General features: G+C 38.4%; 13 protein-coding genes and 1 riboswitch. Of the genes, 5 read left to right on the forward strand and 8 right to left on the reverse strand.

Annotated features, from left to right (window positions below; genetic code table 11):
• Positions 1-51: 51 nt before the first annotated feature.
• The 7 genes from I5M19_RS09150 to mqnE all read right to left on the reverse strand — a co-directional run bounded on the left by I5M19_RS09150 (position 52) and on the right by mqnE (position 6,068).
• Positions 52-1,320 carry an MFS transporter gene (locus tag I5M19_RS09150; protein WP_200065899.1) on the reverse strand — a complete coding sequence of 423 codons (1,269 nt, stop codon included), beginning with the start codon at positions 1,318-1,320 and terminating at the stop codon, positions 52-54.
• 115 nt (positions 1,321-1,435) lie between these two features.
• Positions 1,436-1,633: a cold-shock protein gene (locus tag I5M19_RS09155; RefSeq protein ID WP_200065900.1), complete on the reverse strand. Its 198-nt coding sequence runs from the start codon at positions 1,631-1,633 to the stop codon at positions 1,436-1,438.
• 224 nt (positions 1,634-1,857) lie between these two features.
• Positions 1,858-2,340: a hypothetical protein gene (locus tag I5M19_RS09160; protein ID WP_200065901.1), complete on the reverse strand. Its 483-nt coding sequence runs from the start codon at positions 2,338-2,340 to the stop codon at positions 1,858-1,860.
• Between the two features lie 264 nt (positions 2,341-2,604).
• Positions 2,605-3,408 (reverse strand): SDR family oxidoreductase, encoded by an 804-nt coding sequence (locus I5M19_RS09165; RefSeq protein ID WP_200065902.1) that lies wholly within the window; start codon positions 3,406-3,408, stop codon positions 2,605-2,607.
• A gap of 77 nt (positions 3,409-3,485) precedes the next feature.
• Complete coding sequence (locus I5M19_RS09170; RefSeq protein ID WP_200065903.1) at positions 3,486-4,229, reverse strand: menaquinone biosynthetic enzyme MqnA/MqnD family protein; 744 nt, start codon at positions 4,227-4,229, stop codon at positions 3,486-3,488.
• A gap of 7 nt (positions 4,230-4,236) precedes the next feature.
• On the reverse strand, positions 4,237-4,857 hold the full coding sequence (locus tag I5M19_RS09175) for a histidine phosphatase family protein (RefSeq protein ID WP_200065904.1): 621 nt from the start codon (positions 4,855-4,857) through the stop codon (positions 4,237-4,239).
• Between the two features lie 17 nt (positions 4,858-4,874).
• On the reverse strand, positions 4,875-6,068 hold the full coding sequence (gene mqnE, locus I5M19_RS09180) for an aminofutalosine synthase MqnE (RefSeq protein ID WP_200065905.1): 1,194 nt from the start codon (positions 6,066-6,068) through the stop codon (positions 4,875-4,877).
• Positions 6,069-6,253: 185 nt separating this feature from the next.
• Between mqnE and I5M19_RS09185 the strand changes: the two genes are divergently transcribed.
• The 5 genes from I5M19_RS09185 (at position 6,254) to I5M19_RS09205 (ending at position 12,834) form a co-directional block, all read left to right on the forward strand.
• Positions 6,254-7,369 carry a trans-sulfuration enzyme family protein gene (locus I5M19_RS09185; protein WP_200065906.1) on the forward strand — a complete coding sequence of 372 codons (1,116 nt, stop codon included), beginning with the start codon at positions 6,254-6,256 and terminating at the stop codon, positions 7,367-7,369.
• 107 nt (positions 7,370-7,476) lie between these two features.
• Positions 7,477-7,588, forward strand: a riboswitch (SAM riboswitch).
• Positions 7,589-7,816: 228 nt separating this feature from the next.
• Positions 7,817-9,118, forward strand: coding sequence for an O-acetylhomoserine aminocarboxypropyltransferase/cysteine synthase family protein (locus I5M19_RS09190; protein WP_200065907.1), 1,302 nt, complete (start codon positions 7,817-7,819; stop codon positions 9,116-9,118).
• 91 nt (positions 9,119-9,209) lie between these two features.
• On the forward strand, positions 9,210-10,265 hold the full coding sequence (locus I5M19_RS09195; protein WP_200065908.1) for a homoserine O-acetyltransferase family protein: 1,056 nt from the start codon (positions 9,210-9,212) through the stop codon (positions 10,263-10,265).
• Entirely contained in the window at positions 10,265-11,500 is a 1,236-nt protein-coding gene (locus I5M19_RS09200; protein WP_200065909.1) for a homoserine dehydrogenase, read from the forward strand. The genes I5M19_RS09195 and I5M19_RS09200 overlap by 1 nt, the downstream gene beginning before the upstream one ends.
• A gap of 137 nt (positions 11,501-11,637) precedes the next feature.
• Complete coding sequence (locus I5M19_RS09205) at positions 11,638-12,834, forward strand: glycosyltransferase family 87 protein (RefSeq protein WP_200065910.1); 1,197 nt, start codon at positions 11,638-11,640, stop codon at positions 12,832-12,834.
• Between the two features lie 63 nt (positions 12,835-12,897).
• Here I5M19_RS09205 and I5M19_RS09210 read toward each other — a convergent pair whose 3' ends face one another.
• Positions 12,898-14,331 carry a dihydrolipoamide acetyltransferase family protein gene (locus tag I5M19_RS09210; protein ID WP_200065911.1) on the reverse strand — a complete coding sequence of 478 codons (1,434 nt, stop codon included), beginning with the start codon at positions 14,329-14,331 and terminating at the stop codon, positions 12,898-12,900.
• Positions 14,332-14,349: the final 18 nt, after the last annotated feature.

A 14,349-nucleotide genomic window follows, 5' to 3' on the forward strand; every position in this document is an offset into this window, starting at 1 on the left:
AAGGTAAGAATTGAAGGGTAATTTGATACAGCGGTATTTTTTTGGTGAAATTTAACTTATTCCTGCCTCGCCTTCAATGTAATCCAAATCTTTTCCAAAACTTTCTTTTAGCCTGCTAAGCGAAAAAAGAGCAATGGCTGTTACTATAAACATCATTACATAACCACTTTTTATAATGCTTGAATCTTTGCCTCCGTGAGCTGTAAAATATTTTACAAATAGTTCAAAAACATAGGTAATTGGAATAAGTGCCCCCCTAACAAAATTGGGAACAGTTGTAGTTACCGTTGATCTTATGTTAGTGCCAAATTGCTCGGAAGCAATTGTTACGAATGTTGCCCAATAACCTACCGAAAAGCCCATGAATAGACATAGCCAGATGAATTGCTGAGCGGTTATGCCATATGCATTCAAATAAAGCAGAACACTTATAAGTGATAAGATTTGAAAAATCAGCATAGTTAACCGACGGGATTTAGTTATCTGTGCAAACAGGCCCGCAAAAAGGTCACCAATAGATATACCGATATAGGAATACATAATACCATTGCCCGCACTTAGAGGCTCTGGGGCTCGCAATTCTCTTCCAAATTCCGGAGACTGGGTAATAAGTATACCCACTACAAACCATAGTGGCATACCTGTTAAAATACAATTGAGATACTTAAAAAAACGCTCTTTGTTAGTGAATAGCATCAGTATATTACCTTTAGATACCTTGGCTTTCGAGACACTTTTATACATACCGGATTCAAATGTGCCAATACGTAACAATAGCAGAAAAACACCAAGTGCGCCGCCAATAAAATACGCATTTTGCCAACCAAATTTAGCAGCCATGTTTGCGGCCACAGCACCAAACAGCCCAACAACAGCTACAATCATGGTGCCGTAGCCTCTACTTTCTTTACTAAGCGTTTCGCTAACTAAGGTTATACCTGCCCCAAGCTCTCCTGCCAAACCAATGCCGGCAACAAATCTTATTGCGGCGTAACTATTAATATCATGTACCAGCCCATTAGCAAAATTTGCAATTGAATAGAGTACTATTGAGCCAAACAACACCTTTAAACGACCGAATTTATCACCAATAATTCCCCATAAAATTCCCCCGAGTAACAAGCCGAACATTTGCATGTTCAATACATATTCCCCGCTTGTACGCATATCCGCAGGTGCTATTCCAATATCCTGAAAACTTTTTATACGAACAATGGAAAATATGACCAGATCATATATATCAACAAAATAACCAAGTGAGGCTACTAAAACTATGAAAATGGCATTTTTTGAGATTTTGGCCGAAGCGGTATCAGTCATGTTGGTTAAGTAATTGGCAACCCTAAAGTAAATAAAGCACCTAATTAAGCCTAATTTTTTTGACATAAAAAAACCCCTGATAAAACAGAGGCTTCTATGTCATTAAATAGGCTAGTTAAATCTTTTTCACATTTACAGCCTGTAATCCTTTTCTGCCTTCTTCCACATCATATTCAACTTCATCGTTATCTTTAATGGCGTTTACTCCACCCTGTACATCTTTAAAGTGCACAAACAGATCTTTACCATCATCTGTAACAATAAATCCATAACCCTTTTGTGTGTTGAACCATTTTACTTTTCCGGTTTTCATAATATTAAAATAACGTATTAAAAATTTTGTTAACGATCAGTAAGTAATTCAACTGAGTAAAAAGTGCTTAATAATCAATATGGAATATACAACTATCTTTTCAAATATATAAATTATTAATAATCAAATAAAATAATTTACACAGCTTAAATTAAAGTAAAATTTACAGTAAAAAAAAAGCTGCCCGTTAAGGCAGCTTTATATAGTTAATAGCAGTGTATAAATTATTTCACTTGTTTAAAGAAGTAAACACCTGATGCTGGAGTAACTCTTAATAATACTTCTTCTGTGTCATTTTTAAGATCAACAAAATAAACTGTTGGGTCTATAGTGTTATCCGTAACGTTGCTTTCCAGTTTTATTACTTCACCAATAGTGTAATCTTTATAATCTTTCATGATCTCTTTGGTTGCTTTGAAAGGCAAATCTTTAAAATCGATATACTGAGTTACTCCCAGATATTCACCACGCAGGTTATAAAACGCAGTTTTTTTAACACCATCAATAGTAAAAGTAGCTTTTTGAGTGTTTGAGGTTACTGTCCAGGTAACATCAGTGGCATTACTAAAGTCAATTTTAAATTTGTTTACTACGGCGTATGATACATTGTCTGAACCATCACCATTTGTTTTTTTAGCGCCATCAATAGCAAAAACGTTTGCAGTAAATAAGGCGGCAATTGCAGTTGTTAATAATATCCTTTTCATAGTTTCTTTTAATTTTAAATCCATAACAAAAGTATGCTATAGATATCAAAATCACTAATTAAGGATAATTTTTATAATTATTTAATAAAAATACCCATATAAAAATAAAAATCTAAAAAAACAGATGAATACTTAGTGTATTTTTTACAATATGTTAATAAAAATAAGGTATACTTAGTGTAAAAAGTACAATAAGTAAAGAAGTGAGAAACTTGGTATTTTGAAATGACATTTTAATGACAATACATATAAATAGGGTTATATTTAACCATTATCAGCAAAACCGGGATATAATGTCATCCCGCCATCCATAAAAATAGTGGTACCGGTGATATAATCCGCATCATCCGAAGCCAGCCACACTGCCAATTTACCAATATCTTCAGGCTGACCAATGCGACCGTAAGGGATTAGCGTAAGTAATTTATCCAGGGCTTCGGGCGTATCCCAGGCTTCTTTATTTATTGGAGTTTGTATTGCTCCGGGGCCAATGCCCACAACACGTATTTTTTTAGGCGCCAGCTCCTGCGCTATGCTTTTCATAAACATACTGATGCCACCTTTGCTGGCTGCATAGTTAACGTGACCTGCCCATGGTATAACCTCGTGTACACTGCTCATACACAATATTACTCCTGCCGCATTTCTCCCGTCTGTTACTCCCTGCTTAATAAATTGTTTAGCTGCCTCTCGCGAGCAAAGAAACTGCCCGGTTAAATTAACATTGATCACTTTATTCCATTGATCAAGCGTCATATCTACAAATGTAGCATCCTGCTGCAGACCGGCATTGTTCATCAATATATCAATGCCGCCATAAGTTTCAACTAATTTCGCAAACATGCCCTGCACATCCTGTTCATGACTTACATCGGCCTGGTAGGCAAACGCCTCACCACCTGCCGAGGTTATCTCGTTTACCACTTCGGTAGCAGCCTCATGATTATGCGCGTAATTAACCAAAACCTTGGCACCTGCTTTTGCCATAGCTAAAGCAATGCCTTTACCAATACCGCTGTCTCCACCGGTTACTAATGCAACACGGCCATTAAGTTGTTGTGAATCCATTGTCGAGTTTTATTATATAGGCAATGCCAAATAAATCGATATGGTTTTAAATAAAATAAAATTTATCAGGAGGAGTATTATAACGCTCTTATATAATCCAAAAACAGGTGAAATGCTTTCTTTTTATCTTCGGTAAGGTTAAAATCAAGCCTATGCATCAGGTAGTCTTCATAGTCGAAGTCTTTACGTTTTGGCAATTCCCTTAATACCGCATCGCGGTGGTTTAAACCAAATGCTAAAGCTTTATCTAATTCTGTAATAAAATCAGCAGGGATAAGTTTGTTTGCAATCCACGCAGCAAAAACGAAAGGTAAACCCGTAAATTTTTTCCACTCTTCCGCAAGGTCATATACAAATTCATATTTATCGGTTTTGCCAAATGTACGGTCACCTATCTGTACAAACGCCGTATGCATATCATCCGAGGCGGCATAGTCGTCAGCATCTGTTATCAGTTCGGGCTGTACTTTCCAAAAGTTTTTCAGCAATACTTTAGCAAGATTATTAGAGCTGCGCGACTGCGGATCGAGCTGGACCTTTTTCACCTCTTTAATATCACAGTTACTAAAAATAAAAACAGAGTTTACAGCCCCTTCGGCACCTATACAATAGGCTGATATAATTTCCCAATATGGCAGATCCAAAGTGGCTGCAACAGGTATTAATCCAATATCTACTACATTGTCTATTAATTTTTGGGCGCAATCGGATGGCATATCCAGACTAAGATCTATTTTATCTACTATTGCTGCGTGTTGTAATCCGTATAAAAAGGGTTTGGTGTTAGTATAACTAACGGCGGATATTTTTATCTTTTTCACTAATCGTTCAGGAATGTTTTAGATGATCGGCATTGTTGAAATCAACAATTTCAAATTTATTGCCGTCATAAGTTACTTTGTATAATACCAAATTCTGGTGCGGAAAGTTATCCATTTCGGTAAGGGGTTTACCTGTTAATACACATAAAAACAAACGCATAGCGCGCCCATGCATACATATTAACACATTTTTTTCCTCGGGATGACTCATAATGGTATTGAGAGCTACCAACTGCCGTTCTTTTACTTCATTCGGGCTTTCCCCATTTTCAAATTTCTCATCAAGCCTTCCCTCTACCCAATGCCGCATAATGTGTAAAAAAGCAGCTTTTGTATCGGGTGTAGAAGGCTCTCCCTCATGTATTCCCCATGCAAGTTCATCTAAACCCGAAAGTTTCTCGTACGGTAAACCCCAGTCAATAAAAGATTGAATACTTTGTTGGGTGCGTTTAAGCTCGGATATATATATCTTATCAAAAGGTACGTTTTTATAGGCATCAAAAAATTGACGAGCCTGTTTACGCCCCTCATCGTTTAAATCGGTATCACGGCCGCGGCCTTGTACGATACCCAGCTTATTCAGATCTGTTTGGCCGTGCCTTACTATGTATAGAGTTTTCTCGATCATTGTAATAACTAACCGCCTTAATTAATAACCGGCAATTTATAATATTTAGGTTTTTCTTCTTCCTCAAACTGATATTCATTATAATCTGTAACTATATTATACAATGTATCACGTTCGATGGGATGCCTGCCCGCATTCTTTATTAGTTCAACCAATTGCTTAGTGCTCATACCGGGATGTTGTTCTTCTGCGCCGGCCATCGAATATATTTTGGTAGTATCATCTAAAGTACCGTCAATATCATCTACCCCAAAATTAAGGGACAGTTGCGCTGTTGTACGGCTTATCATTGCCCAATAAGCTTTAACGTGATCAAAATTATCCAGATAGATACGTGCAATGGCGAAATTACGCAGGTCTTCCACTACAGTTGACTCCGGAACCTCCGACATTTGATTATCCTTATTGCGAAATTTCAAAGGGATAAATGTTTGGAAACCGCCGGTTTTATCTTGTAACTGACGCAGGCGCTCCATATGGTCAACCCGGTGCCAGAATTTTTCGATATGGCCATAAAGCATAGTTGCGTTTGAGCGCATGCCCAGTTTGTGCCATTCCTCATGTATGGCCAGCCATTGCTCCGCATTACACTTGTCCTTAGCTATCAGATCTCTCACTTCAGGGTGGAAAATTTCAGCACCGCCACCAGGCATTGATTCCAATCCGGCATCTTTCATCAACTTCATACCGGTAGCATAGTCAATTTTTGCCTTTTTGAATATGTAGTGATATTCTACCGGGGTTAATGCCTTTACGTGTAAATTTGGTCGGTGAGCTTTTATGCTCCTAAAAAGTTCAGTATAAAAATGCACATCGTATTGCGGCAAAACACCACCTACTATATGTACCTCGGTAACTGCCTGATCGTCATATCTTTTTACAATATCCAGCATTTCCTGCATAGTGTATTCCCATCCTTCTGATCGCTGCCTGATCAGTCTGGAATAAGAACAAAATTTACAATCGTAAACACACAGATTAGTTGGTTCGATATGAAAATTGCGATTAAAGTACGTTTTGTCTCCGTGTTTTTGTTCGCGAATATAGTTTGCCAGTACTCCCAGATAGCCTAATTCAGCTTTCTCAAAAAGCAAAACGCCTTCGTCAAAAGTGATGCGTTGGTTATGGAGTACCTTTTCAGCAATATCTTTAAGTTCAGGTGAAAGTTGAGGGTTGCTTAACAATACCTGGAAATTTTCTGATACTTCCATTTAGAAAATAATTTGAGCAAATGTAGCAAAATGCCTCGGTTTCGTCTCATTTGTATAGAAATAAGCATGTTTAAACATATACTATGACGATAAGCTTACAGAATAATTGTGTTACGCATTTTATAGCCCCCAGGTATAATTATAAAATAATTCTTAGTTAATTTGAAGACTTACACATTTTGAAAATGAAAATAGAGACCATCGCTATACATGCCGGCAATCATACTGATTCTTCAACAAAAGCTGTAATACAGCCTATTGTAATGTCCACCACGTTTGAGCGTGACATAGATGGTGGCTATGCTTCAGGATATTCGTATAGCCGTGCCAATAACCCAAACAGATCAGCTTTGGAAAATGTATTGGCAAAATTGGAAAATGGTGTGGACGCGGTAGCATTTTCCTCAGGTAATGCAGCGGGTATGGCTGTTTTTCAGTCTTTATCACCGGGTACGCATATAATTGCACCTGATGATATGTATCATGGTTTACGTAATCAGTTAAAAAACCTTTTTAAAGGAATATTGGAGTTTGACTTTATTGACATAAATAATACCGGGGTATTAAAAGCACATATCAAATCTAACACGGGTTTAATTTGGATAGAGACCCCATCAAATCCTTTACTGAAGATCACCGAAATAAGAAAGATAACAACTATTGCAGCTCAAAAAAACATAAAGGTTGTTTGTGATAACACATTCGCAAGCCCTATATGCCAGCAGCCATTAGCTTTAGGAGCGGATATAGTAATGCACTCCTCTACCAAGTATTTTGGAGGGCACAGCGATCTAACCGGCGGCGTGTTGGTGACAGGAAACGATAATGACTGGTGGCAAAAAATACGACAGGTACAAAGCATGGGTGGCGCCATCCCCTCACCTACTGATTGCTATTATTTGACCCGCAGTATTAAAACGCTACCCTATCGTATGCGCGGACACATGCACAACGCACAATTATTGGCAGAATATCTGGAAAAGCACCCGACAGTAGAAAAAGTATTGTATCCCGGGTTGCCTTCACATCCTCAACATCAGGCTGCATCCGAGCAAATGACGGGTTTTGGCGCAATGATTTCTTTCTGTGTAAAAGGCGGCGCCGAAAAAGCAAGGGACGTGACTAATAAGGTAAAGGTATTTACCAGGGCCACCAGTTTGGGTGGAGTGGAAAGTTTAATTGAACACCGGGCATCGGTTGAAGGGCCTGATACTACTACCCCACAAAACCTTATCAGGGTATCTGTAGGATTGGAACATATTGATGACCTTATAGCGGATATTCAGGCTGCCTTAGCTTAAATTACAATAAAATTAGAATTTAATTTGGATTATAAAACTGCTTTGCTCTATATTTGACCCAATATTTGGTAGCAATACCTTAATCAATTCCCTTCAAAAAGGATTTTGGTTTATAAAGAAGCGGCGAGAGATCAGGCTCGACAACCCGCTGGCAACCCTCCCCATTGGGAGAAGGTGCCAATTCCTGTCCCGGAAAAAGAATACCGGGGAATATAAATTTTTAATCATGAAAAGTCTGATTTACATTTCGTCCAACACGCAACAAGTCCAAACGGCTCAATTTTTCACACGCAATCATTTTAATGGCTGTATGTGTTGCTGCTGTTGATCACAGTTACACGTTTCCCTTTTTAGTTTTCCCGAAAAGCACGTGATAACCCTCTGAGGATAGTTTTATCCTGTCACAATTAATCGTATAAAAATAATAATCTATTAAAACCCTGTAATATGTCTGCTTTAAAATTTGAAACACTGCAACTACATGCCGGCCAGGAGGTTGACCCAACTACCGGATCACGCGCTGTGCCTTTATACCAAACATCATCCTATGTTTTTAATAATGCCGAACATGGCGCAAACCTGTTTGCCTTAAAAGAATTCGGCAATATATACACTCGTTTAATGAACCCTACCACCGATGTTTTTGAGAAACGTATAGCCGCCCTTGAAGGAGGTGTAGCAGCGTTGGCAACATCATCAGGGCAGGCAGCTCAGTTTATCGCATTAAATAATATTTTACAAGCAGGTGATAACTTTGTTACCTCTCCTTTTTTATATGGCGGTACTTACAACCAATTTAAAGTAGCTTTTAAACGCCTCGGTATTGATGTACGTTTTGCAAAAGATGATACAGCCGAAAATATTGAGACGTTAATTGATGATAAAACTAAAGCCATCTATGTAGAAACCATAGGTAACCCCGGTTTCAATATCCCTGATTTTGAAAAGATAAGTGCACTTGCCAATAAATATGATCTGCCGCTTATTGTTGATAACACCTTTGCTGCAGGTGGTTATTTATTCCGCCCTTTACAACACGGGGCGCATATAGTGGTAGAATCAACTACTAAATGGATAAACGGACACGGTACCAGTATAGGCGGTGCCATTGTTGACGGCGGTACCTATAACTGGGGCAACGGTAAGTATCCGCAGTTTACCGAACCATCCGAAGGATATCACGGTTTAGTATTTGCTGATGTATTTGGCATTGGCGGACCATTTGGTAATATTCAGTTTATTATTCGTGCGCGGGTAGAGGGTTTACGCGATTTTGGCCCTGCACAATCACCATTTAATGCCTGGTTGAATATCCAGGGACTTGAAACACTATCTTTACGTGTGCAACGCCATGTGGACAATGCACTTGAACTTGCCAAATGGCTGGAGAAACAACCTCAGGTTGCAAAGGTAAATTATCCCGGCCTGGAATCTTCCCCACAGCATACGCTTGCAAAAAAATATCTTAAAAATGGTTTTGGAGCAGTATTGTCTTTTGAGGTTAAAGGCAATAAGGAAAATACAGGGAAAGTAATTGATAACCTTAATCTCGTTAGTCATTTAGCTAACGTTGGTGATGCCAAAACCCTCATTATACAACCATCAGCTACCACCCATCAACAGCTTTCGGATGCCGAACAAATTGCTGCGGGTGTTACACCGGCGCAACTTCGCGTATCGGTAGGTATTGAACACATTGATGACATTAAAGCTGATTTTGCACAGGCATTTGCTGTATTTAACAGCTAATAATTATATTTTTTATTGATTTTTTAGTTTTCAACAAATCGTTATCGGGGGAGCTGCATTATATAGCAGCTCCTCAAATAACAGTAAACACATGAATTTACAAACCTTTACCTATAACGGAATATTTGAGCTGGAATCAGGTAACAAGCTACCCGGTCTGCAAATTGGTTATACCACTTATGGCACTTTAAATAAGGATAAGGATAACGTAGTATGGGTATGTCATGCTCTCACCGCTAATTCCGACGTGTTTGAGTGGTGGAAAGGCCTCTTCGGCCCCGAAGATCACTTCAACCCCGACGAATACTTTATTATTTGCGCCAATGTTTTAGGCTCCCCTTACGGCACCAGCAACCCCTTGAGTGTAAACCCGACAACCGGACAACCTTACTACTTGTCATTTCCGGAGGTTACTATTCGTGATATTGTTAAAGCCCATAAATTACTTGCCGATCATCTGCAGATAGATGATATTGAAATATTATTGGGAGGATCTTTAGGAGGGCAACAGGCGCTTGAATGGAGCATTACAGAACCTGACAGAATAAAAAACCTCATTTTAATAGCTACCAATGCTAAACATTCTCCATGGGGCATCGCTTTTAATGAGTCACAACGTTTGGCTATAGGTGCAGACCGTACTTTTTATGCCAATTTTCCGGATGGTGGCGCTAAAGGACTTAAAGCCGCACGAAGTATAGCACTCCTTTCTTACAGGGGTTATAAAACTTACGCCATAACACAACAAGAGGAAAGCGACGAGGTGGCAAAGGGTTTCAGGGCGGCATCCTATCAAAATTATCAGGGGCAAAAACTGGTAAACAGGTTTAATGCTTATAGTTACTGGTATTTGTCAAAGGCGATGGACTCTCACAATGTTGGCAGAGGCAGGCATGGTGTAGATAAAGCACTAAGTTTAATTAAAGCACGCACGCTGGTAATAGGCATTAAGTCTGATGTATTATTCCCTGTTGAAGAGCAACAGTATTTATTCAGACATATACCAAAATCTGCCTTTGCTGAATTGGATTCTTTTTACGGACACGACGGATTTTTAATTGAGACAGAAGCGCTAACAAAAGTAATTACATCGTTTTTTAAGACCGATGTTAAAGGAAAAATTATAGAACTGCAAAAAATTGCATAATGAGTAAAAAATTAAATATAGGCCTTTTTGGATTCGGAGTGGTTGGCCAGGGATTATACGACATTATAAAAACAAAGAACCTGAACTTAGAAATAGTTAAAATAGCTATTAAAAATGAGGATAAGGAACGTACCCTTCCCCTGGAATTATTTACTACCGACAGGAATGAGTTATTGAATAATCCTGAGATTAACACCATTGTTGAATTAATAAATGATACTGAGGCTGCTTTCGAGATCGTATCCAGAGCATTGAGTTCAGGAAAAAATGTAGTATCTGCCAGCAAAAAAATGATAGCTACTTATTTAGATGAGTTAATTGATCTGCAAAACGAACATGGCACTTCATTGCTTTACGAGGGTGCTGTATGTGGCAGTATACCTATTATCCGTAATTTGGAAGAGTATTATGATAATGAGTTGCTTCACTCTATAAGCGGAATTTTTAATGGCTCATCAAATTATATTTTGTCCAAAGGCTTTTTAGAGAATATGGATTATGATACTGCACTTAAACAGGCACAGGATCTGGGATTTGCTGAAACTGATCCGACCATGGATGTTGGCGGTTTTGATGCTAAATATAAATTGGTAATTGCTGCCGCGCATGCTTACGGAGTTATAGTTAATCCTAATGAAATATTGAATATTGGCATCCAAAATCTATCTGCAAATGATCTGCAGTATGCACGTGAAAAAAATCTGAAAATAAAATTGGTACCCGTTGCCAAGGAACTTGACGACAAGCACGTAGCTATGTTTGTACTCCCTAAGTTTGTAACCGAATCTGAATTCTTATACAATGTAGAATATGAATATAATGGCGTGACGGTACAGGCTGCCTTTGCAGATCAGCAATTCTTTTTCGGAAAAGGTGCTGGTGGTCACCCTACCGGTTCAGCAGTATTATCGGATATTGCCGCGCTCCGCTATGATTACCAATATGAATACAAAAAAGCAAAAGCCGTAAAAGAACTTGAATTTACCAATAACATCGAAATAAATATTTATTTACGATACGACGACGAAGCATTAGTGGAGGATTTAGGTTTTGAATTTATAAAAGAGCGCTTTTATTCAGGTAGTTATAAATTTATTATTGGAAAAATCAATTTACAAAAACTGATCGACAATCAACATCGTATATCTGAGAGTAAGGCTTTCGTAGCCTTCGCCGATCAGCTAACAGGGGTCAGTTTAGCCTCGGAAACAAAACAAACAGCCGAAGTTTTTTAGTAGATTCTTCCGGCTGTTTTTTTTCATAAAGGGTCTTCTATTGCGAAGGCCCTTTTTTTTGTATGCTTCGTACCATAAAATATTCCTTAATTATATCTGCTATGCAATGGGTTTTGTATGTTAGCGCAAAAAAACTGATGCACAAAATAAAAGCCCTTGTTTATAATAAGCCTCTCATCCTTATTCTATGGTTTGGCTTAAGCTTATTCGCGGTTATAAAAGGAGTACTTGTATTTTCCGGGCCGGTAAATCAGAACTATAATAATTACATAATTTATAAACACAATTTTTTAAATGTAATTAATCAGCATAGTCTTTTTGGCCCCGAACCCCTGTTTTACTTTGACCTAAACCATTACGGGCCTGTTTTTGCACTTATAATAGCACCTTTCACCTTTTTACCCGACGGAATTGGCGCAATATTGTGGGTGCTGTTTTTAACATGGATATTATACCTCGCCATCAGGAAAATGCCGCTGAACCATAATCAGCAGATGGTGATACTGTTGTTAAACGCAAATAGCATGATGGGGTCATCGGGCAATGTACAAGTAAACCCGCTTATCATAGCACTGGTGATTTTCAGTTTTATATTCATCAGAAACAAGCAAGACTTTTGGGCTGCGCTAATGATAGTGATAGGAACAGCAATAAAACTTTATGGTGTTGTGGGTCTGGCTTTCTTTTTCTTCTCGGACAATAAAATAAAACTGATCCTTGGCTTATTATTTTGGTCGGTAGTGTTGTTTTTATTGCCGATGGCTATATCTTCGCCTCATTATATAATTCAAACCTATCACGATTGGTATCCCGATCTGCTTGCAAAAAACGCAGCTAATGTCAACTCTCACCGGGCATACGTGTGTGTAATGGGGGTTATAAGTTCTGTATTTGGGATAGTTCGTTTATCTAATCTGACCGTTCTTCTTCCGGCTATGGCGATATTTGGTTTTTCGCTTATAAGGATAAAATATTGGGGCAATGTCAAGTATCAGCTTTTAACATTAGCTTCAGTGCTGATTTTTACTACTATTTATAGTTCCGGCTCAGAGCCCCCTACTTATATTATTGCTTTTATCGGCGTAGGTATATGGTTTGTAAACCTGGAACGACCTATAACTTTATTCGAGCGCTTTCTTATCATATTTGCCTTACTATTAACAAGTTTTGGCGCCTCCGATCTTTTTCCGCGATATGTACGGGTAAACTATATTTTACGCTATAATCTAATTGCAGTACCTTGTTTTATAATCTGGATCAAAATTATATATGAAATGTTGACACGTAAATTTGATAACGAAACGAATAAAATAGGACCTCAACCTGTAAACTAATTCAGCCATAAAGTAAAAGGCCCTGAAAAGGGCCCTTACTTTGATAGAATCACATTTAATTAACTATATATTTCTGCTTATATCCCATTTTTCAAGATAATCCGCTACCTTTTTTATAAAGGTACCGCCTAATGCACCATCTACTACTCTATGATCATATGATAATGAAAGGAACATCATATGCCTTACTCCGATAGTATCGCCCTGTGGTGTTTCGATCACAGCAGGTTTCTTTTTGATAGCGCCCACAGCTAAAATAGCTACCTGCGGCTGATTGATGATCGGGGTGCCCATCACATTTCCGAAAGTTCCCACGTTCGTGATAGTGAACGTTCCATCCTTAACATCATCAGGTTGTAACTTATTATTACGTGCACGATTAGCCAGATCGTTAACGGCCTTTGTTAAACCTAATAAACTTAACTCATCTGCCTTTTTAATTACCGGCACAATAAGGTTACCGCTTGGCAAAGCAGTAGCCATACTAATATTTATATCTTTCTTTTTAATGATCTGGGTACCATTTACTGAAACGTTGATCATAGGCAATTCTTTAATAGCATTTACTACCGCTTCAATAAATATGGGAGTAAATGTTATCTTCTCGCCTTCGCGCTTTTGAAAAGAATTCTTTATACCTTCCCTCCATTGTACCAGTTCAGTAACGTCCACCTCAATAAACGAGGTTACATGAGGGGATGTATGCTTACTATAAACCATATGATCAGCTATTAATCTGCGCATACGATCCATTTCTATTATTTCATCCGCCCCTCCTACTGAAGCTGAAGGCTTAGTTGCTTCTGATGTTGGCTTTGGTGTATAATGCTGTTGTACCTTAGGCTCTGTTACCTGAGGCTTTTCACTTTCTTTTGGTGATGGTTCAGTAAAATTTTGCTGAGGTGCTTCTGTATTTTCTGTTCTGTTTGATGTAACGGGCTCGGCTTTTTTATGTGGCTTGTTTTGAATATAATCCAGCAGATCATCTTTAGTTAAACGTCCCTCAGCACCTGTCCCGGGAATAGTATCCAGTTCATCATTCCCTATATCTTCCTGCGATGCAATACTTTTAACTAAAGGTGAATAAAACCTGTTTTCAAATTTAATGCTCTTATCTGTAGGCTGGTCAAGTTGATCAATCCCCGGGATATCTTCAACGTCTTTTTCTTCAACTGGTTGTATTTCCTGGGGTTGTTGTACCGACGTACTTGCAGCCTCTGTGTCTGTAGTAACAGGAGAAGTTTCCTGTTCAGGTTCATCAGTTTCAATAATAGCGATAACTGCTCCAACCTGAACAACTTCATCCTCTTTGCAAAGCTGTTCAATTAATTTACCGGATACCGGCGATGGTACTTCAGAATCAACCTTATCGGTTGCTATTTCCATTACTGCTTCATCTGCCTCTACATAATCACCCGGACTCTTCGTCCATTTAATTATTGTTGCCTCTGCAACACTTTCCCCCATTTTCGGCAATAACAATTGGTATTTGGCCATAGACAAAATATACTTGGT

Origin of the sequence: Mucilaginibacter segetis (genome assembly GCF_016522075.1) — a bacterium.
Classification (GTDB): Bacteria; Bacteroidota; Bacteroidia; order Sphingobacteriales; family Sphingobacteriaceae; genus Mucilaginibacter; species Mucilaginibacter segetis.

Excerpts from the sequence above, each read along its gene's own strand:
- I5M19_RS09150 (WP_200065899.1), bottom strand. The coding sequence starts at position 1,320 with ATGACTGATACCGCTTCGGCCAAAATCTCAAAAAATGCCATTTTCATA.
- I5M19_RS09155 (WP_200065900.1), bottom strand. The coding sequence starts at position 1,633 with ATGAAAACCGGAAAAGTAAAATGGTTCAACACACAAAAGGGTTATGGA.
- I5M19_RS09160 (WP_200065901.1), bottom strand. The coding sequence starts at position 2,340 with ATGAAAAGGATATTATTAACAACTGCAATTGCCGCCTTATTTACTGCA.
- I5M19_RS09165 (WP_200065902.1), bottom strand. The coding sequence starts at position 3,408 with ATGGATTCACAACAACTTAATGGCCGTGTTGCATTAGTAACCGGTGGA.
- I5M19_RS09175 (WP_200065904.1), bottom strand. The coding sequence starts at position 4,857 with ATGATCGAGAAAACTCTATACATAGTAAGGCACGGCCAAACAGATCTG.
- mqnE (WP_200065905.1), bottom strand. The coding sequence starts at position 6,068 with ATGGAAGTATCAGAAAATTTCCAGGTATTGTTAAGCAACCCTCAACTT.
- I5M19_RS09185 (WP_200065906.1), top strand. The coding sequence starts at position 6,254 with ATGAAAATAGAGACCATCGCTATACATGCCGGCAATCATACTGATTCT.
- I5M19_RS09190 (WP_200065907.1), top strand. The coding sequence starts at position 7,817 with ATGTCTGCTTTAAAATTTGAAACACTGCAACTACATGCCGGCCAGGAG.
- I5M19_RS09195 (WP_200065908.1), top strand. The coding sequence starts at position 9,210 with ATGAATTTACAAACCTTTACCTATAACGGAATATTTGAGCTGGAATCA.
- I5M19_RS09200 (WP_200065909.1), top strand. The coding sequence starts at position 10,265 with ATGAGTAAAAAATTAAATATAGGCCTTTTTGGATTCGGAGTGGTTGGC.
- I5M19_RS09205 (WP_200065910.1), top strand. The coding sequence starts at position 11,638 with ATGCACAAAATAAAAGCCCTTGTTTATAATAAGCCTCTCATCCTTATT.
- I5M19_RS09210 (WP_200065911.1), bottom strand. The coding sequence starts at position 14,331 with ATGGCCAAATACCAATTGTTATTGCCGAAAATGGGGGAAAGTGTTGCA.